23 protein-coding genes are annotated in these 24,355 nt (G+C 33.6%); 15 read left to right on the forward strand and 8 right to left on the reverse strand.

The features are described from left to right. Positions 1-30: 30 nt before the first annotated feature. The 3 genes from A0O34_RS19695 to A0O34_RS19705 form a co-directional block, all read right to left on the reverse strand. Positions 31-3,276 (reverse strand): cytochrome c biogenesis protein CcsA, encoded by a 3,246-nt coding sequence (locus A0O34_RS19695; RefSeq protein WP_066759861.1) that lies wholly within the window; start codon positions 3,274-3,276, stop codon positions 31-33. A 192-nt stretch (positions 3,277-3,468) separates the two neighbouring features. Then, complete coding sequence (locus A0O34_RS19700) at positions 3,469-4,053, reverse strand: Crp/Fnr family transcriptional regulator (protein WP_066759863.1); 585 nt, start codon at positions 4,051-4,053, stop codon at positions 3,469-3,471. A 72-nt stretch (positions 4,054-4,125) separates the two neighbouring features. Continuing rightward, positions 4,126-4,770 carry a cysteine hydrolase family protein gene (locus tag A0O34_RS19705; RefSeq protein WP_082891212.1) on the reverse strand — a complete coding sequence of 215 codons (645 nt, stop codon included), beginning with the start codon at positions 4,768-4,770 and terminating at the stop codon, positions 4,126-4,128. A 258-nt stretch (positions 4,771-5,028) separates the two neighbouring features. Here A0O34_RS19705 and A0O34_RS19710 point away from each other — a divergent pair, with 258 nt between their 5' ends. From A0O34_RS19710 to A0O34_RS19725, 4 genes are all read left to right on the forward strand, one after another. Beyond that, positions 5,029-7,554, forward strand: a complete 2,526-nt coding sequence (locus A0O34_RS19710) for a DNA translocase FtsK (protein WP_066758560.1) — start codon at positions 5,029-5,031, stop codon at positions 7,552-7,554. Positions 7,555-7,620: 66 nt separating this feature from the next. After that, the gene (gene lolA1, locus A0O34_RS19715; RefSeq protein ID WP_066758563.1) at positions 7,621-8,268 is read left to right on the forward strand and encodes an outer membrane lipoprotein periplasmic chaperone LolA1; all 648 of its coding nucleotides are present in this window, start codon (positions 7,621-7,623) and stop codon (positions 8,266-8,268) included. A gap of 157 nt (positions 8,269-8,425) precedes the next feature. Beyond that, on the forward strand, positions 8,426-9,880 hold the full coding sequence (locus A0O34_RS19720; RefSeq protein ID WP_066758565.1) for an LptF/LptG family permease: 1,455 nt from the start codon (positions 8,426-8,428) through the stop codon (positions 9,878-9,880). 132 nt (positions 9,881-10,012) lie between these two features. Next, positions 10,013-10,783 (forward strand): hypothetical protein, encoded by a 771-nt coding sequence (locus A0O34_RS19725; RefSeq protein ID WP_066758567.1) that lies wholly within the window; start codon positions 10,013-10,015, stop codon positions 10,781-10,783. A gap of 73 nt (positions 10,784-10,856) precedes the next feature. On the opposite strand, the gene frr is transcribed toward A0O34_RS19725, so the two are convergent. Together frr and pyrH are read right to left on the reverse strand one after the other, a co-directional pair. Beyond that, complete coding sequence (gene frr / locus A0O34_RS19730) at positions 10,857-11,411, reverse strand: ribosome recycling factor (RefSeq protein ID WP_066758569.1); 555 nt, start codon at positions 11,409-11,411, stop codon at positions 10,857-10,859. 99 nt (positions 11,412-11,510) lie between these two features. Continuing rightward, a complete protein-coding gene (pyrH, locus tag A0O34_RS19735) occupies positions 11,511-12,218 on the reverse strand; it encodes a UMP kinase (protein ID WP_066758571.1) in 708 nt (235 codons plus the stop codon). A gap of 168 nt (positions 12,219-12,386) precedes the next feature. On the opposite strand from pyrH, the gene porQ reads away from it, so the two are divergent. The 5 genes from porQ (at position 12,387) to A0O34_RS19760 (ending at position 15,475) form a co-directional block, all read left to right on the forward strand. Then, a complete protein-coding gene (gene porQ, locus A0O34_RS19740) occupies positions 12,387-13,376 on the forward strand; it encodes a type IX secretion system protein PorQ (RefSeq protein WP_066758573.1) in 990 nt (329 codons plus the stop codon). A gap of 87 nt (positions 13,377-13,463) precedes the next feature. After that, entirely contained in the window at positions 13,464-14,138 is a 675-nt protein-coding gene (gene cmk, locus A0O34_RS19745) for a (d)CMP kinase (RefSeq protein ID WP_066758575.1), read from the forward strand. Positions 14,139-14,232: 94 nt separating this feature from the next. Next, entirely contained in the window at positions 14,233-14,580 is a 348-nt protein-coding gene (locus A0O34_RS19750; RefSeq protein ID WP_066758577.1) for a YtxH domain-containing protein, read from the forward strand. A gap of 85 nt (positions 14,581-14,665) precedes the next feature. Next, positions 14,666-14,974 carry a phage holin family protein gene (locus A0O34_RS19755; RefSeq protein ID WP_066758578.1) on the forward strand — a complete coding sequence of 103 codons (309 nt, stop codon included), beginning with the start codon at positions 14,666-14,668 and terminating at the stop codon, positions 14,972-14,974. Between the two features lie 3 nt (positions 14,975-14,977). Continuing rightward, complete coding sequence (locus A0O34_RS19760; protein WP_066758579.1) at positions 14,978-15,475, forward strand: phosphoribosyl-ATP pyrophosphatase; 498 nt, start codon at positions 14,978-14,980, stop codon at positions 15,473-15,475. A gap of 68 nt (positions 15,476-15,543) precedes the next feature. On the opposite strand, the gene A0O34_RS19765 is transcribed toward A0O34_RS19760, so the two are convergent. Continuing rightward, on the reverse strand, positions 15,544-16,278 hold the full coding sequence (locus tag A0O34_RS19765) for a TrmH family RNA methyltransferase (protein WP_066758580.1): 735 nt from the start codon (positions 16,276-16,278) through the stop codon (positions 15,544-15,546). Between A0O34_RS19765 and tamL the strand changes: the two genes are divergently transcribed. After that, complete coding sequence (gene tamL, locus A0O34_RS19770) at positions 16,264-18,864, forward strand: translocation and assembly module lipoprotein TamL (RefSeq protein ID WP_066758582.1); 2,601 nt, start codon at positions 16,264-16,266, stop codon at positions 18,862-18,864. The two genes, A0O34_RS19765 and tamL, sit on opposite strands and share 15 nt — an antisense overlap. Here tamL and A0O34_RS19775 read toward each other — a convergent pair. After that, the gene (locus tag A0O34_RS19775; RefSeq protein WP_066758584.1) at positions 18,861-19,478 is read right to left on the reverse strand and encodes a SanA/YdcF family protein; all 618 of its coding nucleotides are present in this window, start codon (positions 19,476-19,478) and stop codon (positions 18,861-18,863) included. The genes tamL and A0O34_RS19775 overlap by 4 nt on opposite strands. Continuing rightward, complete coding sequence (locus A0O34_RS19780; RefSeq protein WP_066758586.1) at positions 19,475-20,599, reverse strand: flavin reductase family protein; 1,125 nt, start codon at positions 20,597-20,599, stop codon at positions 19,475-19,477. The genes A0O34_RS19775 and A0O34_RS19780 overlap by 4 nt, the downstream gene beginning before the upstream one ends. A 32-nt stretch (positions 20,600-20,631) precedes the next feature. Here A0O34_RS19780 and A0O34_RS19785 point away from each other — a divergent pair, with 32 nt between their 5' ends. The 5 genes from A0O34_RS19785 to A0O34_RS19805 all read left to right on the forward strand — a co-directional run bounded on the left by A0O34_RS19785 (position 20,632) and on the right by A0O34_RS19805 (position 24,343). After that, positions 20,632-21,195, forward strand: coding sequence for a TlpA family protein disulfide reductase (locus tag A0O34_RS19785; RefSeq protein ID WP_066758590.1), 564 nt, complete (start codon positions 20,632-20,634; stop codon positions 21,193-21,195). 24 nt (positions 21,196-21,219) lie between these two features. Continuing rightward, a complete protein-coding gene (locus tag A0O34_RS19790; protein ID WP_185097289.1) occupies positions 21,220-22,191 on the forward strand; it encodes a FecCD family ABC transporter permease in 972 nt (323 codons plus the stop codon). A 135-nt stretch (positions 22,192-22,326) separates the two neighbouring features. Continuing rightward, entirely contained in the window at positions 22,327-22,704 is a 378-nt protein-coding gene (locus A0O34_RS19795) for a GxxExxY protein (RefSeq protein WP_066758594.1), read from the forward strand. 100 nt (positions 22,705-22,804) lie between these two features. Next, positions 22,805-23,728 carry an ABC transporter ATP-binding protein gene (locus A0O34_RS19800; protein ID WP_066758596.1) on the forward strand — a complete coding sequence of 308 codons (924 nt, stop codon included), beginning with the start codon at positions 22,805-22,807 and terminating at the stop codon, positions 23,726-23,728. A gap of 165 nt (positions 23,729-23,893) precedes the next feature. Next, entirely contained in the window at positions 23,894-24,343 is a 450-nt protein-coding gene (locus tag A0O34_RS19805; RefSeq protein WP_054509975.1) for a MarR family winged helix-turn-helix transcriptional regulator, read from the forward strand. The last annotated feature ends 12 nt before the right edge of the window (positions 24,344-24,355 follow it).

Raw genomic sequence — 24,355 nt, forward strand, 5'->3', positions numbered from 1 at the left:
GGGATTCAATTTAAATATGATTTTAAAAATCTATTTTTTATTTAAAGCTTTAAACTTAACGTAAGAAACTGCAGATAAAATAACCATCGATGCAAGTCCGATATATACCCAAGCCGGAACCGGAACAGGATCTCCTGCCGCGTAAGAGTGAAGTCCGCTTAAGTAATAATTTACTCCAAAATACGTCATAACCATTGAACAGAAAGCAAACATTGTTGCTACGTTGAATGCCCATTTGCTTCTTAATCCAGGAACCAATCTCATGTGTAAAACAAAAGCATATACCATGATTGAGATGAAAGCCCAAGTTTCTTTCGGATCCCAGCTCCAGTATCTACCCCAAGATTCATTCGCCCAGATTCCTCCTAAGAAGTTACCTACTGTTAATGCAAATAAACCGATGGTAAGAGACATTTCAGATACAATTACTAATTCTTTTAATGTTGTATCGTGGTGAATTTTGTATGTTTCTTTACTAGAAATAATATAAAATACTAAACTGATTACCGCAATAATCATTGACAGGGCAAAGAAACCATAACTTGAAACAATAATCGCCACGTGAACGATCAACCAATATGATTTTAATACCGGAACCAATGGTGTAATCTGAGGATCAAGCGCAGAACCTCCGTGTGCAAATCCCATCATAATTACTGCAACCATAAATCCTGCTGCAGGAATTAATGCATTTGAGTTTCTGTATAAAGCTAAACCAGCTGAAATTCCAACCCAGGAAATAAAAATAATTGCTTCATAACCGTTACTCCAAGGTGCGTGCCCTGAAATATACCATCTTGCAACCAATCCTAAGAAATGGAAAATATATCCGAATATTCCTATTACAATAATTACTTTAATGATTTTGTTTAAAAGCTTATTAGGCTTGAATAATTCAACAAAACCTAACATCAATAATAGTCCTCCAATAATGGTATAGAATATTAATAATTTGAAGTTGATATTCACTTTATTCATGAATACTTCCAAATCAACTTTAGATTTTGAAGGAACAACCGCTTTCCCCCATTTTTGCTGATAATCTGAAAGCTTTGCTAATTCAGCGTCTGCTTTAGTCCAGTCTCCTGATTTTTGAGCCGTCAATACTTCTGCAAAATAAGGTCCCATCACTTGCTGAGATTCCATATCCGGTTCAAACTTTTGGTCTAACCAAGAATGCCAAGTGTGATTTGCATCATTTTTCACAGGAACAATTTTCATAAACTGTCCGCTGAAGAATTCATTAAAAATCTGAACTCTTTCGTTTACTTTAATGATCTGTTTGTCATATTCAGTTTGTTCTGATGCTTTCTTACGAAATGCCGTGTTATAATCTGCCTCTAAAATATACGTTAGGTTTCCATTAGCATCAGCCGGGAAAAGACTCATCAAAGAAGTATACCCATCTTCATTGGCTTTTGTTTTTTCTAAAAGCGCTTTTCCTCCTTTTGAGTCTACTTTAATCATCGGAACCATCGTCCAACTTGGAGTATCTGTATTAATTGAGATAAACCATTGATCAGCTGTTAAAGACTTTCCATCTGTACCTCTGAATGCATCTTTTTGGTAAAGTTTTCTTAAAATATCTAAAGCCTGAGTGTTGATTGGAACAATTCTACCTTCAATATTCTGCACCAATAAATATCCGAATTTATCGGCATGCTCTGCACTGATTCTGTTTCTGGCGATAATTTCATCTGCCGAAACCAATTTCATTTTTGTAAATGGCTGCGCGGCTTGTGGCTGAACCGTTTCAGACGCCGGAGTGTGGCTATGGCTTTCTCCTTCTATATGAACGTGTTCACTGCTTCCGTCTGTTGTTCCGTGCGTTTCAATTTTCTGAGCATTTAAGCCTAAACTTAAGAACAATAGCACAACCATTGCTGCTCTTTTTTTGTTAACGTCTTTCAGCATTTTATTTAATTTCCAGAAGTGAGTTCCTTTCCAGAAGAAAATAACAAACATTCCTGAAAATAATAATGTGTATCCTATATAAGAGATCAAAGTTCCCCAGAAATCGTGGTTTACAGAAAGTACTGTTCCCATTCTGTCCGGATCAAAACTTGACTGGAAGAAACGGTAACCGCCATGATTTAAAACGTGATTCATATAAATTTTATAAGGCGTTTGTTTTCCTTCATCAATGATTTTAATGTGACTTTCATAAGCACTTGGAGATGTACTTCCAGGATAAGTTTCCATTACGAAATCATCTAATTTAAGTGCGAAAGGTGTATTGTAAACTTTAGGACCGAAACCGACCATAATGTTTAAACCATCCATTGTTACTTGTTTGTAAGCATTTGGATTTCCTCTTTCCACAGAAAGCTCTACCAATTGTTTTGTTTTTGGCCCTTGAAGTTCAACCGTTAAAACATCAGGAATATTAGCATCTTTCTTTCTATCACCTTCAATAGAAAGTAGTTTTCCTTTTTTAAGACCTTCAGGTACAACTAATTTTAGCTCATTAATGCTATATAAACTTCTCAACGCTAAAGGTTGGAATTCGTTTTTCGTTGTATTTCCTGTAGCCTGAGTTGCCATCGTCATATACGTAGCATCAACAGGAGTTTTAATGAATATTTTTCCTCCTTCAGTTTTAAACTCTACAGCGCCTTCAATTGCTCTGTTGAATGTTACTAAAGTTCCGTTAATAGACTTTGTTTCACCCGGTTTGATGAAGATATTTTGTCTTCCAATTTTCCCTGTAGATACCAAATGTAGATATTCGGCACCGCTTGGATCAGCAACTAAGCTGTCTTTTTTTCTTTGCACATAATCTTTTGTGACTACTTTAATTTCCTTTCCTCGGAAGTCGTAGGTAGCGTTGAAATCTTTGTGCAAAGGAGACATTAGATAAGGAACATCTTGATAATTAAGAACATCACCTTTTTCTTCGATCTGAATTTTAAAGAAATTTTTGTCGGTTACAATTTCGTTTGAAGTTTCACCTTCTCTGATGTGCATTGTTCCTTCAAAACTGATGTATCTGGTAACTGCACCCCCAACGAAAATGAAAATGAACGCAAGGTGAAATACCAAAACCGGCCATTTTTCTCTTTTCCAAAGTCTGTATCTTCCGATATTTCCTATGAAGTTTAACATAAGCAGAACCATAATCAGTTCAAACCATTTTGCTTCATAAATTAATGCTTTTGCTGTTGGAGTTCCGTAATCGTTTTCTAAAAACGTGGCATAGGCCATCGAAAATGCGAATACCAGTAACAGCACAGCCATTGTTCTGGTTGAGATAAGAATATCTTGGAGCTTCTTCATGATTTTTTTTACTTGACATGCAAAAATAAGCATGATAAACTACAAAGAGGATAAAAAAAGCTGTTTTTTGTCACTTTGAAGCCGATATTTGCTATTTTGAAACATTCTTAATAAGCAAAAATAAATTGAAGAAAATTTAAAATCGAAAACCCTGAAAATGTGAATATAAAATAGCTATTCCCGCGATTGAGGTTATCTATTTCCTAATATGGTCTTCTTTCTGATTTTACTTAAAAATTCATGCGAAATTCCCAAGTAAGATGCAACCTGTTGTTGGGTTAACCGTTGTTCGAGTGTAGGATATTTCTCTAGAAATTCCAGGTAGCGTTTGTCTGCGGTTTTATTCATTAAAGATAAAATCCGTCTTTGCAAAGCCACCGAAGATTGCTGATTCATAATCCTGAAAAGTTTTTCAACCTGCGGCATCGTTTCGTAAAGAAGCTCTTTGTCTTTTTTTGAGATCATTAAAACTTCACTGTTTTCTAAAGCTTCAATATTTAAAGTACTTGGAACATTGTTGATTAAGCTGTCAAGATCTGTAATCCACCAACTTTCGACTGCAAAATATAGGGTTTGCTCAAATCCGTCTTCTGTTAAAAAATAAACCTTGAAGCATCCATTTAAAACAAAGCCTTCAAAAAGACAATAATCTCCTTCTCTTAATACAACTTCTTTTTTTTGAAATTTTTTAAGCTGAAAAGGCTCAGAAAAACGTTGAAATTCTTCTTCTGAAAGTGAAATGTGGCGAGTAATATTTTTATATAGTAAATCGAGCATCATTACTGTTTAAAGCAAAATAAAGATACCAATAATTATTGATATCTCTATTTATATTTAATTTGGATGGTATTATTTCCCCTTTAATAAATCAGCAGTCGTAATAACTCTGGCGTAAAGATTTCCTAATGTTGAAATTCCCGCCAAGAATGATCTCTGAATTTCTTCTGCCTTTACAATTTTTCCAAATAACTCTCTGTCTCTTGTTGCTGTTGCATCGCTTATAATTGTATTATTGAAACCTAAATCAAAAGCCGCTCTTGTAGTAGATTCTACACAAACATCCGTCATCATCCCCGAAATTACAAGATTTTTGATTCCTTTTGATTGCAAATATTCCAAAAGTTCAGTATCTCTGAAGCTGTTTGGGTAATGTTTTACAATTACTTTTTCACCATTTTTCGGTTCAACTATAGAATTAATTTCGGCACCTTTTGTATCCGGCAAAAAGAAGTCTGCTCCTTCATTGGTTGCAATATGTTTGATGTTGATTACCGGAAGATTATTTTTTCTAAAATATTCTAAAACCTGTTGTGTTTTTTTACCTGCTTCTTCTGCTCCTACTAAGGTCATTTTCCCTCCTTTAAAATAATCATTTTGAACATCAATGATTAATAATGCTGTATTTTCCATGCTTCCTTTTTTTTGTGCGTTAATTTTAATTAATGAAATGAAGACCAAACAGATGGTCACCGTGATTTTAAATAAATTTTTCATAATTTCTATTGTTAATTATTATGATGCAAAACTATAGAGACTCCAATTCAAAAAAATTGAACTAGTTCAAAAAAGCATTTTATGGCTTGATTTTTTTTAGTGAAATCAATTTATTGCTTCAATAGTTTTAAATTTTAGAGTAATTTCCTTTTAAAAGTGAAGTTTATTATAAAAAAATTAACATAAATTAGAGTTCTATTTTGGCTAAAAAAAATTCATTAGTATTGAAAAAACACTAAATTTGCCCACACTGATATTATGGACAAAAAGACACAAAAACAACAAGCGGAATCGCCTGAAAAAGGCAAAATCTTATCTAAGCCACGTATTTTTATCGGGCTTACTTTTATACTTTTTTCTGTCGTGCTTGTTTTCTCATTCATTTCTTATTTAATGAATTGGAAAGCAGACCAAAGCCAGGCAGGGACAATGATGGACAAGACTATAAAGTCATCGAATATTTTTGGGAAACTGGGCGACTGGCTCGGGAATCTCTTTATTTTTGAAAGCATAGGCGTTGCCTCTTTTATTATAGCATTTCTTTTCACAGTGACAGGTACAATGATCCTGAAAAAGAAGATCTTTAAACCTTGGATGACTTTCGGACATTCTTTATTCTTTATTTGCTGGCTTCCTGTTTTATTTGGAGCTATTACTAAAGGACAAGGTGTTTTAAGTGGAGTTTATGGGTATCAAATCATGGATTCTTTGAATGCCATCATTGGAAGCGTTGGACTTTGGACAGTTTTGGTTGCTAGTATTGCATTGTATTTTATTTTGGAATTTAATCTTCGTCCAAGCTCGATGAAGGCAAAATTGGATAAGATCAATGAAAATACGATCGGAAAGGTAAAATCTATGATGCCAAATTCTGAGGAAAACTTTGAAGCTGATGAAGAATTGGAAGAAGAAATCCAAGAAACGGCACCTCATGTTTCGGTAACAGATACAACTCAAAAAATAAAAGTTGAAGAACCTGTGAGTGTTCCAAAAGGATTTCCTGAGGTTCCTGTTTCAACAAATTTAGAACCGATCACAACTCCAAATCATACTTCATTTGAAGAGGATAAAAATGATTTTTCACCATCATCTGTTAGTTTAAATCTAAATACAAAACCTGCCGTTCCGGTTTCAACTCCGGAAGAAGCATTTGATATTAATCCTCCAAAACCGGTTGTTAAAGATGAGATTAAATTCAATGTAGAAGTTGCTCCGGTAATTGATATTCTGGATGAATCTGACAGAAAATCTAAAGACCTCGTTGATAAGCACGGACTTTACGATCACAAATTAGATTTGGCGAATTTCCAAATGCCTCCTGTTGAACTTTTAACAGATTATGGTAATGAAGAAATTTCTATCAACAAAGAAGAATTAGAAGAAAATAAAAATAAGATTGTTGGACTTTTAAAGAATTTCAACGTTGGAATTTCTGAAATTAAAGCGACGATCGGGCCAACCGTTACATTATACGAAATTGTACCGGAAGCGGGAATTAGAGTTTCTGCGATCAAAAAACTACAGGATGATATTGCTTTAAATCTTTCAGCATTAGGAATCAGAATTATTGCTCCAATGCCAGGAAAAGGAACAATTGGAATTGAAGTTCCTAGAAAAAATCCTACAATGGTTTCTATGCGTTCTGTGATCGCTTCGCATAAATTTCAAAATACAGATATGGATCTTCCAGTCGTGTTTGGAAAAACAATTTCGAACGAAGTCTTCATGGCCGATCTTTCAAAGATGCCTCACTTATTGATGGCGGGTGCTACAGGACAAGGAAAATCAGTTGGTATCAACGCCATCCTTACTTCCCTACTCTACAAGAAACACCCAAGTGAATTGAAATTCGTGATGGTGGATCCTAAAAAAGTGGAACTTTCTTTATATTCAAAAATTGAAAGACATTATTTAGCCAAACTTCCGGATACAGATGACGCAATTATCACAGATACCAATAAAGTAATTAATACGTTGAATTCTCTTTGTGTAGAAATGGATCAACGATATGACCTACTTAAAAATGCATTCTGTAAAAACTTAAAAGAATACAACAAAAAATTCACGGAAAGAAAATTAAACCCTGAAAACGGACACCGTTATTTACCTTACATCGTTTTGGTAGTCGACGAGTTTGCAGATTTAATTATGACTGCCGGAAAAGAAGTTGAATTACCAATCGCAAGATTAGCCCAGCTAGCCAGAGCGGTAGGAATTCACTTAATTGTTGCAACACAAAGACCTTCTGTAAACGTAATTACAGGTATGATTAAAGCTAACTTCCCTGCCAGAGCAGCATTTAGAGTAATTTCAAGTGTGGATTCAAGAACTATTTTGGATTCTCCGGGAGCAGATCAGTTGATTGGTAAAGGAGATATGCTTTATTTTAACGGAAATGAAATTTTAAGACTTCAATGTGCTTTCGTAGATACTCCGGAAGTAGAAAGACTGGCAGAATTCATCGGTGAACAAAAAGGATATGCTTCTGCTTTCCTGCTTCCTGAATATGTTTCCGAAGAAGCTACAAGCAATGTCGGTTCTTTTGATCCGAATGAAAAAGATGCTTTATTTGAAGATGCTGCGAGAATTATTGTTTCTACTCAACAAGGTTCAACATCAATGCTTCAGAGACAGTTGAAATTAGGTTACAACAGAGCAGGAAGAATTATGGATCAGTTGGAAGCGAGCGGTATTGTAGGAGGTTTCAATGGAGCAAAAGCTAGAGAAGTGATTATTAGTGATCTTCATTCTTTGGAACAGTTTTTGGAAGATCTGCGTAGATAGAAGGATAAACGTCATTTGACGACATCTTTTGAAGTTGGGAATGTTTAAAAGTATAAAATTAAAAAAATGAAAAACAGTATTTCAAAAATAATATTAGGAGGATTTGTAATTGGAGCAGTTGGATTTACCAATGCACAAAAAATTGATGCTAAGGCTAAAAAAATATTAGACGACATCACAGCAAATTATAAATCTAAAAAGAACACCTATTTTAAATTTTCTTTCGGAAGCGGTGTAAACGGAGCGGTTGGAAAAACAGAGCCGGGAATTTATTATGCTTCAGGAGATAAATATAAATTGAAGATTATGGACACAGAACAGATCTTCGACGGTAGCAAAATTTACAACATCAATACAGAAGATATGGAGGTTACTGTTGCAAAGCCAAACGCAAGCAGCACGATGTTTTCTCCTATCAATTATCTTTCTTCGTATAGAAACGATTATAATGTAACTTATGACGGAAAGAAAACTGTAAATGGAGTAAGCACAGATTTCATAAAATTAACTCCCGTAAAAGCAAACGGATTAAAATATGTCTACATTTTTGTAGATTCTGCTAAAAAACAAATGGTAAAACTAGAACAGCACGGAAATAATAAAGACGTTGCTGTAATTGCCATTAAAGAATATAAGGAAAATCAGGATCTTGATGCTAATATGTTTGTATTTGATAAGAATAAATACAAAAATTACGTTATCACAGAACTATAAATAAAGCAAAATAGCGAAATCGGAGAACTGCATCAGAATCAATTATTCAAAAGCAAATTTGCTGTTTTACGATTTCGCGTTTTTACTTAATGATAAAAAAATAATAAAATATACAGTCACAAAGAAAACTTTGTGGCTTTTTCATTAATTTTGGCGCATGTTAAAAATACTAGACCGATATATCATAAAAACCTTCTTTGGACCGTTTTTCTTTATATTCAGCGTATTGTTTTTCATATTTATTGTAAACATTATCTGGGTTCAGTTGGGGCAGTTTATGGGAAAAGGATTAAGCTATTGGCAAATCCTTAAATTGCTGTTCTACCTTGGGGTGAGTGTAATAAGTATGGTTTTACCGCTTACGATCCTCTTGGCGAGCATCATGTCTTTCGGTGAATTTGGAGAACGGTACGAGCTTGCCGCAATGAAGGCTGCCGGAATCTCTCTAACCCGAGTAATGATGCCTCTTTTGGGAGTTTCCACGGCGTTGGCGATTATGCTGTTTTTCTTTTCGAATAACATCATTCCGGATTTCCAGAGGAAGGCGAAGAATATGCTTTTTAATATTGCTCAGACCAAACCTGCACTGAATTTTACGCCCGGACAGTTCATCGACCAGCTTCCCGGTTACATGGTGAAATTTGATAAAATTTATGGGGATAATGGAGAAAATATTGAAGGCGTTTTCGTTCATAGAAAAGCGAGTACTTATGAAAATCAGCAATCGATTGTAGCTGAAAAAGGGAAATTTGTTCCTGCGGCTAACAAGAATTATTTAAAATTAGTTCTTTACAACGGTTATATTTTTGAAGATAATTTCGGAGGAAAAGGTGATAATGTAAGGTTAAAACAGCCTGATCAGGCGATTAAATTTGATACTTTAACATCGCATTTCGACATCAGTGAAATCATTAATAAAGCTATCGAGGAAGAACAAATTACGGATGATTATCGTTTCCAGACCTTCAATCAGCTTAATAAAACGATTGATAAAAGTAAGAAGGATAATGAAAAATTCTTCACTTCTTCGAGTAATGATGCCTTAAACCAAGCCAATTCTGTGATCACTTATATGGATCAGAATAAATCTAAAGCGATCCCGAAGGCTCAGATTAAATTAGACACCGTAAAAAGTGACAAAAAACTGGATATGATCTACAACGCTCATAACAGGCTGGATAATTTAAAAACAACTTTAGATACAAAAAATAACGATATCAACCCGAATGTAAAATATTTTAGTAAGGTTGTTATTTATCAGCAAAGAATTGTGACGTATTCTTTCACCTGTATTATTTTCTTTTTGATTGGAGCAAGTTTAGGTTCGATCATCAGAAAAGGAGGAATGGGGCTTCCGGTGATCATCGCGATTGTAATTTTCATCATATTTTACGTCATAAATGTTGGAGTTGAAAACATCGCTTGGGCAGGAAAAATGAACCCTTATCTGGCAGCATGGCTTCCGAATATCATCCTCTTTCCTTTTGGAGTTTGGATGACTTACAAAGCACTTACAGATTCTCAATTATTTGATGCAGAGAAATACAAAGCGCTGTTCAAACCAATTACAAAAAGGTTCTCGAAAAGTAAAGAACATACAAGATATCAATAGTTTTAATTGAAAAATTAAAATATAAAGATTCAGAATTTTCTGGATCTTTTTTTATGTGTTTGTTAATTTTTTTCGCCTAAATATTTATATTAAATATAAAAAATTATCTTTACGGAAATTAATTTAAATTGTATGAAGAAATTATTACTTATTGGCTTATTCGGGCTTTTTTCTCTGAATGTTTATGCTCAGGAAGAAACAACAACTTATAATGGCGAAAAATACGGATATATCATTGATAAATCTGGAAAGAAAGTTGAAGGTGTTGTTCATTTAAATGGAGGTTATTCCAGTCCGTGGCAGAATCAGTTAAAAGTAAAATTTGCTGCTATTGCTGACATTGATAAGGTGAAAAACAAGATCAAATTTAAAACTTATGACGCCGATGACATCAAAGAATATATGTTATATGAAGGTGATACTCCAAGAGTTTTTCAATCTATAAAATATACCAATACAAGAGAAGCGATCAACAGTTCAAATAATTCTACAGGAATTGGTGCAGGAATAAAAGCTTTAAACAACTTGACCAGAACTTCACAATTTGCAGAAATTGTAACAGAAGGAAAGATTAGAGTTTACAAAATGTACGGTTATCCTACTTCTGCTTCAGCCTACGATTCGGTGGAAAATGAAAGATTGCGAACTACTCCAGATTATGTTTACTCAAAAAAAGGAGGAAAAGTTGAAGATTTTACCCCTGCAAAAGTAAAAATTGCTATCGCTGACTGTCCTTTCACAAAAGCAAAAGCAGCTAAAGGTGAATACGGATCTTTAAAAAATGAAGAAAAACAGAGAAGCGGTCTTGGAAAATTCATCAGAGATGAAATCAAAAATGCAACAGTAGACAAATTATCTATCGTAAACGAAGTGATCTACGATTACAACGAAAACTGTAAATAATCTACTATTCCCATAAAACAAAAAGAGGCTCCAAAAAATTGGAACCTCTTTTTTTATTTTCAAAAACTGAAAATTATACTTTCATAATTTCAGCTTCTTTCACTTTAAGATGGTCGTCACAAGCCTTTACGTGCTTGTCTGTAAGAGCCTGGATATCTTCTTCCACTCCTTTTATAACATCTTCAGAAACACCTTCCAGTCTTTTAAGTTCTTTCAAACCGTTTTGTCTTGCGTTTCTTACAACGATTTTTGTATCTTCAGTTTCTCCTTTAGCCTGTTTTGCCAAATCTCTTCTTCTTTCCTCCGTCAAAGGCGGTACATTAAGGATAATAGTTTCCCCGTTGTTAGAAGGTGCAAAACCTAAGTTAGAGTTGATAATAGCTTTTTCTATTGCACCCACTGCAGTTCTATCCCAAGGTTGAATAGCGATAGTCATAGCATCAGGAACAGAAACGTTTGCAACTTGGTTAATAGGAGTCGGAGCTCCGTAATATTCTACCATAACATCCTGAACCATAGATGTAGATGCACGTCCTGCTCTAATTCTTTGAAATGCATGATCCAAATGCTTAATAGCTGCCTCCATGTCTTGTTTTACAGTTTCTACTATAAGATCTAATTCTTCCATTATATATCTAAAATTTGAATAGTTACACATTTTTATGAATAATAAGTAATGGGTAATGAGTAATTTTTTAACCAAAAAGAACCTAAACCCTGAACTTAATTACAAATTAACTAAAGTTCCAACATTTTCTCCTTCTACAATCTTCACTAAATTACCTTCTTTGTTCATATCAAATACGATGATCGGCAATTTATTTTCGTGACTTAAAGTGAAGGCAGTCATGTCCATTACTTTAAGATTTTTTTCAAAAACTTCATCGAAAGATAAAGAATTATATTTTACAGCATCTGCATTTGTTTCAGGATCGCTGTCGTAGATACCGTCTACTCTTGTTCCTTTTAAAATAACATCAGCTCCGATTTCGATTGCTCTCAACGTTGCAGCCGTATCAGTTGTAAAATAAGGATTTCCTGTTCCAGCTCCAAAGATCACTACTCTACCTTTCTCAAGGTGTCTCACAGCGCGTCTTTTGATAAAAGGTTCAGCTACTTTGTCCATTTCGATAGCAGATTGAAGTCTAGTTTTGATTCCTGCATCTTCCAAAGCACCTTGAAGAGCCATTCCGTTGATTACAGTAGCAAGCATTCCCATGTAATCTCCTTGTACTCTGTCCATTCCTTTTGCAGCACCAGCTACTCCACGGAAAATATTTCCTCCTCCAATTACAATGGCAATTTCACAGCCTCTTTCCACTACTTTTTTGATCTCCACTGCATACTCCTGTAGTCTTTCAGTGTCAATACCGTATTGTCTGTTCCCCATTAAGGCTTCACCACTAAGTTTTAGAAGGATTCTTTTATATTTCATCTTTAATTTTTAATAACTTTTTTACGAAGGGATAGCTCCCAGAAATTTGATTTTGCAAATATAATCATTAAAAATATTGCAATAAGAAAAATATTTAATTAGAAATAATGTTAGAAATATTTTGATAAGTACGAAAAAGGATTATTTTTGCATTAATTATAAATTGAATTGAAGAAAATTGTCATTTTTTCATTGTTTCTATCAGGAATTGTTTCTTTTGCTCAAACAGGAACAAATGTTTATCCATTTTTAAATATTCCTGTATCTGCCAGACAAGCGGCCTTGGGTGGAGACGCAATTACCATAAGAGATTATGATGTTTCTTTTGCTATTGCAAACCCGGCGTTACTGAATAAAGATTCTGATAAACAGCTCTCTGTGAATGGTGCTGCGTATCTAGCCGACTCAAAATACGGAACGATAGCTTTTGCCAAAGATTTTGATAATGGTCATATGGCCACGATCAATGCAAGGTATATGAGCTATGGTGACATCCCGCGAACGGATGAAAGTGGTTTTGAGAACGGAAATTTCACAGCCTCTGATGTTGCTGTGGGAGCCGGATATGCGTACCAGTTTGAAGAAGATTGGACAATTGGTGGAGGCATAAACTTCATCACTTCAAAAATTGATACTTATACATCTTCTGCCATTGGAGGGAATTTCGGAGTTACTTATCACAATAAGAAGCGTAAAGAAGTTGTTTCCGTAGTTGCCAGAAACTTTGGATATCAGTTTAAATCTTTCAACGGGACGAGAGAAAACCTTCCGTTCAGAGTAGATTTAGGATATACTAAAATTTTGACAGCAATTCCTTTGGCGATTACTATTACTGCTCATGATTTGCAACAGCTTGATATTTCTTCCGACTATAATTTAAACGGTCAGGAAGTGAATGTTGGACGAAAAATTGCCGATCACTTCTCTATCGGAGCAGAATTATTCCCTGAAAAAAGTTTTAACATCAGATTAGGTTACAACGTAAAAAGAGGAAATGAATTGGCAGTAGTAGATCAAAGAAATTTTTCTGGACTTTCCGGAGGTTTCGGGATCAAAATTGCAAAATTCAGGATAGATTATGCTCACGTAAGATATCATAACTCTTCCAATGTCAACCAAATAGGAGTTTCTATGGATCTTAGCGGACACAGATATTAATTTTCACCAATTAAGAAATTATTATTTTAATTAATAAAATTTCTTAGTATTTCTTGGTTTTTTAGAAAAAATTTTGAAATTTGCGGTATGAAAAAACCTGTAATAGCTATCGATGGGTACTCGTCTACCGGAAAAAGTTCAATATCCAAGGTCATTGCCGACAAATTAGGAATTGTTCATCTGGATACAGGTGCGCTTTACAGAGGTATTACCTGGTTTGCGCTTCAAAACTGTCTTAATGATAATGGGTCTATCAATTTGGAAGGATTATTTTCTTCTTTAGGCCAAATTCAGCTTGAGTTTAAAAATAACGATGGCGAATTGGTTCTTCATCTTAATCATACTGATATTTCTAAAGAAATCAGAAGCAATGAAGTTTCTTCTAACGTAAGTTTAATCGCAAAACAAAAAGAAGTAAGAGATTTTTTACTTCATTCTCAACGTTCTTTGGCAGAAAAAGGCGGGATTATTATGGACGGACGTGACATCGGGACAGTAGTTCTGCCAAATGCGGACTTCAAATTTTTCCTTACTGCCAGTATTGACGAAAGAACAAAAAGAAGATACAACGAACTTTTAAGTCTGGGAATCGAGGCAGAAGAAGAGCAAGTAAAGGAAAACCTCATTATCCGTGATAAGATAGACAGCGAGAGGGAAATAGCCCCATTGAAGCAGGCTGACGACGCCATTGTTATCGACAATACCAACCTTACCAAAAAAGAAACTATTGAAAGTATTCTTTCCCATATTAAAAACTTTTAACAATTTTTAATAAACAATACCCTGTTTTGGTACATTAATTGTAAGATTTAAAGCGTAAAAAACTAATATTTATTAACTATTAAAAAAACGAAAAATGTCTAGAAAAGAGAAAAATACAGCAGGTATATTAGCGGGACTTCTTGCAGGTGCTGCAGCAGGTGTAATCTTAGGAATGCTTTATGCTCCGGAAGAAGGAAAAGAAACTAGAAAAAAAATTAAAACTAAAGCTAGCGATCTTAAAGATCAGGCTAAAGAAAAGTATGGAGAGGTTTCTGAAAAAGTGAAAGACCAATATGGTAATATTTCATCTACTTTTAAAGAAACAGCTAATAATGTAGCTCATACAATGAAAGACGGTTACGATAAATACAAAGATCAGATTGTTTCTAAAACTACAGATGTAGTGAAAAATGTAGAAGCAGAATTGAACGATCTTAAATAATAAATAATTTATTTTTTAAGTAAATTATAAGAAGGAACTTTGTGTACTAAAGTTCCTTTTTTTGTAACTTTAAAAAAAACAATGAATGATAGAAACTATAAAAGAATATGCATCTAAGAGAATAGATCTTCTGAAGATTGAAGCTACAGAAAAGTCTTCTCTTTCTGCCGGTATCATTGCCTATCTTGCCATATTACTTACCGCTTTTGCTTTTTTTATCATCCTTTTTAATTTTGGGATTGCATTTCTTATTGGCAAAGCTTTAGATAATATTTCTTATGGATTTTTAATTGTTGCTGCCTTTTACTTTGTAGTTATGATTCTTGTTGTTTTCTTTAAAACCAGAATCGTAAATTCGGTAGCAGATCAGGTAATTAAATTTTTAAATCATTAAACTATGGGCAGAAACTACGACAGCTTAAAAGAATTAAGAATCAAGAAAAATTTATTGAAAGGTGAAATCAATGATTTGGAAAATCTTCTGACTTTTAAAAATACAAAAGAAAGTTTAAGCGCATTTACCAATGGTTTAACAGATCAATATCTACAGGAAAAGGTAGATGAAGATGGTGATGAAAAAATTGTTCTAAGAAAAGATGTGATTGCCAAACAATTGACCACTGAGGTTAAAGATATGTTTGTCAATAGAAATACCGCCATGGGAATTGCAAGTTCTGCATTAAAAGGAAATGCAATGGACAGCCTTATCAAGCTAGGAATCACTGCGTTGGTAGGGAATTATGCAAAGAAAAACATGAGCAGTTCTAATTGGAAGAAGAAACTTCTGGGCGCTGCGTTGATCTACATCGCTCCTATTGCATTGAAATTTGTACGAAAAAAATTAGAAAGCTATCAGAAAAATAAAAGTGTTTCAAGCTTGGAACAGCTTATATAGTGTTGTAGAGTTTTAGAGTCAGAGAATTTTAGGGTTTGCAATAACTCAAACTCTCCCACTCTAAAACTCTATTTCTCTCCTACCCTGAAAAGTTGTCCTAAAATAATCCCTGCAGCCATTGAAACATTCAGGCTTTCTGTGGATTGAGATTTACCAAATCTTGGGATACTGATGCTTTTTTGAAGTAATTTTTCTGTTTCTGGGCGCATTCCATTGCCTTCGTTACCTAAAATCAGATTCATTTTTTCAGGTTTTTTGAAAGTATAGATGTTTTCGCCTTCCATATCGGTTCCGATATTTATATTTTTTGTGTTTGAAAGATATTCAACCAAATCAGTATAAACCATATTTACCCTCGTAAAAGAGCCCATAGTCGACATAATAACCTTCGGATTATAAACATCTACTGTGTCTTCACTGCAAATAATCTGTTCAATTCCAAACCAATCTGCCAATCGAATGATCGTACCCAAATTTCCGGGATCCTGAATTCCGTCCAACACAAGCTGAACATTTTTATCCTTAAATATTTCTTCTGTTTTTAAGTGGCAAACTGCCACAGAATCTTTTGGAGTTTTCAGGAAACTAATTTTTTTCAACTCATTTTCAGACACATGAGTGATGGGAGCATCCGTACGGTCCAATTTTTGCGGATCGGTAGAAAATATTTCTTTAATTTTAAAATTAGAATTGGGAAGTTCGCAAATGATTTTATTACCTTCAACCAAAAACAAATTGTATTTTTGTCTGAACTTCTTTTTATCTAAAGACTGTAAAATTTTTATTGTATGAGCTGTAAGCATTATAAGAATTCTCCTCAAAAATATTATAAAATTATCTCATTTGCAACATTTGTTGGCCTTCTTTATGCTTGTAGTACAACAAAGAAAGTTCCGGATGGTGAATATCTGCTTACACAAAACAATTTTGAGTTTGAAGATAAGAAAGAACTTTTCGACGGTGAACTGAAGAATTACGTTCAGCAAAAGCCGAATAAAAAGCAGTTTCTCTTTATGCCTTTAAGTTTATGGCTGTATAATTCGGCTAATCCTAAGTACGATACGATTCTTAATGAATACATGACCTACCCAAACGAAATGAGAGATCAGAAATTACGTGATTCTCTTTTTATTAAATATAATATGAAAAGTAGCGTCGGGAAAAGCCTTTTAATAGACAGATTGTATCATAACTGGGGATCACCGCCGATAATTTTAGATCAGACAAAAACTGAAAAAAGCGCGCAATCTATTGAAAAAAGATTGACATATCGTGGTTATTGGGATGCGGAAGTTAAATTTAAACATGCTTTAGATTCAGCTTCTAAAAAAGCGGCTGTAACTTATTTTATTACGCATAAAGATCCTTCTCTTATCAAAGAATATTATTATAACATTCCGGATCCGAAGGTTAAAAATATTTATCAGCAAAAGATTCACGAAACTCTTATCAGATCTGGGAAAATCCTTGATCAGACCGTTCTTGAAAAAGAGGTTACAAGAATTAATGATCTTATGAGAGAATATGGTTATTATAAGTTTAATAATTTTAATGATGAAATTTATTTCGTTGCCGATTCTTTAAAAAGTAGAAAACAGATTCCTCTTACTTTAGAAATTCATAAAGATTCTATTGACACTCCTTATAAGGTTGCGACAATAGGAAATATAGACGTGGCTATCATTGATGAAGCGGGTGATTATCTTAAAAATACAACGAAAGACAGTTTAAGAGGCATTAGATTTCATAAAGTCAATAATCAATATAAGACGAGGTCAATCTGGAGATCAATTATTGTGGGAAGTAAACAGCCTTATGATCAAAAAAAATTAGATCTTACTAAGAGAAATCTTTTATCGATGAACAATTTCAGCATCATAAAAGCAAAAGACTCTTTAAGACATGGCGGCGGAACATCTCCCAACGACAGTATTGTTGATGTAATGTATTTACTGAAACCGCTTCCAAAATATGAATTGAAATTAGGAACTGATGTTAATTATTCTCAGTTATTGAATTTAGGAGTTTCTCCTTCGATAGATTTAACAACGAGAAACGTTTTCAACGGTGCAGAAAACCTTTCAACAAGTCTTTCAGGAACTTTTGGTTCTATAAGAAGTACGAAGGATATTAGCAAACGTATTTTAGCGTATGAAATTTCGGCGCAGGCTTCATTGAATTTCCCGAGATTATTGCTTCCTTTTGATTATTATAAATTCCTTCCAAAAAGATACAGTCCGACTTCTTCTATTGTTTTAGGAGCTGCGGTTCAGAATAATATAGGTTTAGGAAGAGTTAACTTTAATACAGGTTTAAATTATTTTGCAACTGTTAATGATAAGGTTTCTCACAGACTTACCCTTTTCAATACACAGCTGAGTTTAACGAAAAATAAAGATGCTTATTACGATTATTTTGTAAATGATAATATTATCAGAAATGAAATTTTCACTGATTATTTTCAGCATAATACAGATGCAGCGCAGGAATTTACTTCCGGGCAGAAAACAATTGATCAAATTTCTCAGGAAATTATTAATGACACCGATTATATAGGAACTCTTGATCAGACTGGTAGAGATCGATTAACGGCATTTTTGGGAACGTTGGTGAATAAAGACAGACAGACGCAAGATGTTATTATTTCTTCGATGATCTATAATTTTGTTTATAATGAAATTGGTAAAAAAGACTATCCAAACGCATTTTATTTTAATGGAAAAGTAGAATTAGCAGGTAATATTTTAAGTATATTCAATCAGAAAAGAAATGATGGGGGTATCGTAACAAGTCCTGAGAGAACCATTTTCGGGATCCCTTACGCTCAATTTATCAAATTTGATTTTGATGTAAGAAAATATTTCAAATTCAGCAACAACCAAACTTTGGTATTGCGACAGTTCATAGGTCTTGGTATTCCTTATGGAAACTCATCTTCAATGCCGGTGATCAGGTCTTACTTCAATGGTGGTTCCAACGATATCAGAGCTTGGGTTGCTTACGGAGGTCTTGGGCCATCTGATTCTCAGGTTGATGAAAGAGTTCGTACTTACATGACAGACAATGTAAAACTAACTACGAATATCGAATACAGAATCCCTTTTAATGAAATGTATGAAGGTGCCATTTTTACGGATATCGGTAATACATGGAGCCTTCGTAACCAAAATGACGGTTATGGAGATGAGTTTAAATTCAATAAATTCTTAGGGCAAATGGGTGTCGGTAGTGGCTTCGGGTTAAGGGTAAATGTAGCTTATATTACGCTTAGACTGGATCTTGCTTATAAAATCTATGATCCAAACAAACCGGATGGCGACAGATGGAGATTTAAAGATTTCCAACCCTTCAAACCAACTCTGAATATCGCGTTCGGATATCCTTTCTAATCAGGAGAAATTCCCAATACAAAATATACTACAGCAATTACTCGAGCCAGAATTTCTCTGGCTTGATTTCTGTAGAAACTTTCAGGTTTATTGACGTCCTGAGCATCAAAACCCAGCGCATTCATATTATTATTTCTTGCAAAAAACAATGCACGGAGATTATGAAAACCTTGTGAAACAATAATGACATTGTCTTTTTTATAAACGTCTTTGCAACGTAAAATGCTTTTATAAGTATTAAAACCTTTTGGATCTTCTGTAATAATATCTTCCGGAACACCCTCCTGATACACCAGATATTTTTTCATGGCAGCGGGCTCGTTGTAACCTTTACTTTTTTCACCACTTACAATGATTTGCTTAATTTTTCCGTGATGATAAAGAAGTGCTGTTGCATCCATCCTTTTCGTAAAATAAGGATTAGACATTCCCGATCTCATTTTAGGCGATGTGCCCAAAACCAAAGCAATCTCCCTCGGCGGAATTTTTGAGATTTTCGTATACGTACGACCTCCTGTAAGAGCAAATACCCAGGCATTGGCGAGACATATCAGCAGAATTCCAATTTCTACGGATATAAAGGCAAGGTTAAATATGTTTTTTACGATTCTCAAATGAAATCAAAGTTAAGCTTTATTTTCTTAGTTTTTGCAATGGACATACAGGCTAAAATTTTTCCTTGAGCTTCTTCTTTTTCCGTTAAATATTCATTTTCCAACAGCTCAACTTCCCCTACTTCAAGATAACATTCGCAACTTCCGCAAATTCCTGATTTACATGAATAAGGAACAGAAAATTTTTGACTCAATAATTGTTGAAGAATTTTATCCTTATTATCCGGCAATTCTGCATGATATTCTTTTCCGAACATGGTAAAATCAACTTCCACATTTTCAATTAAAGGAAATTCTTTTTCTATTGGATAAATATCGTCATTAAATTCTTCAAAAAGCTCAAAGTGAATATTTTTCTTAGGAATCCCGTGATGATAACATGCGTTTGCCAGCGTTTTAATCATTTCACCCTTTCCGCAGATCAAAACTTCGTCTACAGCATCCCAGATAGTAGATTCTTCATCAGTATCATCTAAATGTAGGATTTGATTAATAATTAAATTCAATTTCTTGGCATCTAATCTTCCATAAAAAAATTGATCGGCCGTTTTTTCCTGAGAAAAGAAATAGAAAATTTGTAATCTGTCACCACAAATTCTTGCAAGATTATCTAACAAATCTCGATAAACCAATTCCTCAGAATTCTTATTTCCAAAGAATAAAAACAATCTCGTTCTCGGTTCTGTATGAAGAATATTTTTATAGTGACTTAAAATTGGGGTAATACCAATTCCTGCAGCAAAAGCGACAATCGTTCTGAATTCATGAGGTTTGGAAACCAATGTAAATCTTCCGCTCGGCTCACTTACAAGTAACTCATCTCCTACTTTATAGTTTTTAAATAGTTCGGAAGTCGCTCCATCAGGCGAATTTACTTTTATTCCTAAACTTATTTTTTTCTCATAAGGAGCAGACGTCATCGAATAATCATTAATAACATCTTTACCATGAGATTGAAATTTTACACTTACAAACTGCCCTGCTTCAAATTGGAAATTTTCATGCAAATTCTCGGGAATCTCAAACTCCAGAGAAAAAGTATTTTTGGTAAGTTCTTCCTTTTTTGTTACTTTTAACCAATGAAACTGCGTCAGTTTCCCTTTATAGATTTGTTGTTCCATACTTCAATTCAAAAATAGCTAAAAAATAATTTATGAGGAAGATAATTTTATCCACGCTTGTTCTAGTTGCACTTTCAAGCTGTAAAAAAGAAAGCCAGAAAACTGATGAAAACGCTGTTACCGAGGATTCGGTTACTGTTTCACAAAATACAGAACCTGCTTCTCCTGCTTTAGCATTAAAAGTTTTGACTACACAACAGGCTTCCGACTTTTTAAAAACTAAAAATGACACTTTATATGTAACCAATTTCTTTGCAACCTGGTGTGGACCATGTGTAAGAGAAATCCCACATTTTAAAGAAAAAATCACGGAATTAAAAGGAAAACCTGTAAAAATTACATTTGTAAGCGTTGATAATAAAGATGTCTGGAATACAGATGTTCCTCGTTTTGTAAACGAACAAGGCATTAGTGAAAACACGCTATTGCTTGACGGAAAACTTCTTGATGCCAACTTTTTCAAAAGCAATTTCACAAAATGGGACGGAGGAGCCATTCCTTTCACCTTTATGAGAAAGGGTGATAAGACCGATGAATACTTGGGAATGATAACTCCTGAGCTATTAGATTCTAAAATAAAATTTTTTCTAAAATAAATCTTACAGAATTCTTTCTGAATGATGTCAAATAAATTTAAAATCCTGTGTTTACTGTTTTTAATCGCCATTATTATTACAGCGATCATTAATCTGAACACAGGATTTTTAAGTCTCCATGTTCAGGATTTTTTCATGAGCTCTGAGAATAATCAAATTGCAGAAATTCGTGTTAACAGAGTTTTAGTGATGCTTCTGGCAGGAATATCAATTCCGACCTCAGGTTTTTTGATGCAGGAATATTTTCAAAATCCATTAGCCGGGCCGGACATTTTAGGGATTACTTCTGTCGCAAGCTTATCTGTTGCATTTTATATCTTTTTCTCATACAATATTCTTCTTCCTGAATTTCTTCAAAACAGCTTTCTGAGCCTATCTGCCATTGGTGGAAGTTTACTCTTGATGCTGGTTTTATTATCAATGTCGAATAAATTTCAGGATAAATCTTACTTAATTATTTTTGGATTTTTGGTTTCCGCATTTGCCGGAGCGATTGTTTCATTACTTCAATTTTATGCTGAAAATCAAAGCCTGAAAAACTATATTTTATGGTCTTTCGGAGCCAATAATATGGTAACGAGAAATCAGATTTATGTTTTATCAATTTTAGTTTTGATAGGATTATTTATCTGCTTTAAAACCATAAAACCTCTTATTGGAAATTCTTTAGGAACTTCATACGCACAAAGTTTAGGCGTAAATTTGAATCGTTTAAAAATATTAATCATTGTAGCTTCTTCCCTACTTTCCGCGTCTATTACAGCGTTTTTGGGGCCTATTTTATTTATAGGAATCATTGTTCCTCACTTTTGCAGATTGGTTTATAATCCCGCAAAACTCTGGCAGCAATGGATTTTAAATATGTTTTTGGGAATGTTGATGATGTTATTATTTTCAATCGTTGCAGAAAAAACGCAAGTCCCAATAAATGTAATAAGCTCTATATTTGGAATTCCTGTGATATTGATGATGCTTTTGAAACAGAATAAAGTTTAGGTGTTGGTTTTTCGCAAAGGCGCAAAGTTATTTTCTTTAAGTTTGTGTTTTAAGACGCAAGGATTTTATCTTCGATAAAATTTAAAACTGCATATTTGTATTATTCAAATTAGTATAAAATCAAACACAACACAAATGACAGAAAATGAATTATCAAAAATAGTTTTTGAGATAGGATTAAAAATACACAAGAAATTAGGGGCAGGATTATTTGAACATGTTTATGAAGAATGTCTATTCTATGAGCTAACAAAGGCTGGCCTTTTTGTAGAAAAACAAAAACTCCTTCCAATTATCTATGATGAATTAAAAATTGAAAATGCTTTCAGATTGGATATGATTGTCGAAAATAAATTAATTTTAGAAATAAAAACAGTTGATTATATTAATCCAACACATAAGTCACAACTTCTAACATATCTAAAGATGACAAATTGCAAATTAGGATTATTAATAAATTTTCAAAGCGATCTTTTCAAAAATGGGATAACAAGAATCGTAAACTTTATATAAATAATCAGCATTAAAATTTGACAAAGTCAAATTCCTTGCGTCTTAAAACAGTATTTTGTAAAATAAACTTTGCGCCTTTGCGAAAAACCAACAAAGAGAAATGCACTTACAAATCAAACAAGCAAACATCGGCTACAATAAAATCTTAATTTCAAATGCTTCTGCCCATTTGAATTTAGGAGACGTATGCTTATTGATTGGTAACAACGGTGTCGGGAAAACTACTTTAATCAAATCTATTCTCCATCAAAATCCTTTATTAAGCGGAGAAATTTCTATTAATAATAAAAATATAAAAAATCTTTCCGTTAAAGAAATTGCGGAAAATATTGCGGTTGTTTTTTCAAAATCGATAATTCCGCAGAATTATACGGTTGAAGATCTTATTTCGCTAGGGAAATATATTTACTACCCTTTCTATTTCGAGCTTAAAAAAGAAGACAGAGAAGAAGTTTCTGATATTATCAAAGCATTAGATTTAGACCAATATAAACATACTCTTCTTAAAAACCTCTCAGATGGAAACCTTCAAAAAGCTTTTATTGGAAGAGCTTTAACCCAGAACTCTCCTATCATTATTCTTGACGAACCTACGACTCATTTAGATGAGAAGAATAAAATTATCATCTTAAAAACGCTTAGAAAATTATCCAAAGAACAGAACAAATTGATCTTGTTTTCTTCCCATGATTGGCGACTGGCAAAAGAATTTGCAGATAAAATTTGGTACGTAAAAGACAGTCATTTATACTCCGGAATTGTGGAAGATCTTTTGCTTCAACATGAGGAGTTAACAAATGCTTCTTTATTTCAAGTCAATGAAAATTTTGTAGCTCCAAAAATCATCGCACCTGATTTTTATAAAGAAATGTTGTATTCTTTGCTTCAAAAAAACTTCCAAAAAGACCTTTCTTCATTAAATTTTGAGTTTCAAAACAACTTTTGGGTTATTTCCAATGATTCAATCAAACAACAATGCGAATCCTTCGAAGAAATAGTTAATTTCGTGAAAACCATTTACTAATACATGTTTTTCTTTATTAACTTCATATACTATGCATGCATAGTATTATGCTAATCATACAATTTAATCATCTAGCAGTCAGGTTATTAACAAAATTTAACGTTAATAAATACTATGCATGCATAATATTTACTACATTTGAATTAAACCATTTCCACAAACATGATGGACAACAATAAAGATAAAATAGAAAATGTAGATCTAATTTTAAAGCAGACTTGGTTGGCTGTTTCTAAAATGTATACAGATCTTGCTCAGGAACATGATTCCACGGCTGTTCAGGCGCTTACGCTTCTTAAAATTGATCCAAAAGAAGGGACTAGAAGTACGAATTTAGGTCCTAAAATGGCTATTGAACCAACTTCTTTAACGAGAATTATAAAACTTCTTGAAGACAACGGATATATCTATAAAGAAAAGACAACCACAGACAAACGTGAAGTGATCATTAAACTTACCGATAAAGGACTGAATTCCAGAAACATGTCTAAAGAAGTTGTAGTTAATTTCAACAAAAGAGTAATGGAAAAAATTGCTCCCGAAAAGTTGGATACTTTCAAGGAAGTGATGGTTGAGATCATGAAAATTGCGATCGATTTAAATAATAAAAAATAATATAACAAATCA

Source organism: Chryseobacterium glaciei (genome assembly GCF_001648155.1).
GTDB lineage: Bacteria > Bacteroidota > Bacteroidia > Flavobacteriales > Weeksellaceae > Chryseobacterium > Chryseobacterium glaciei.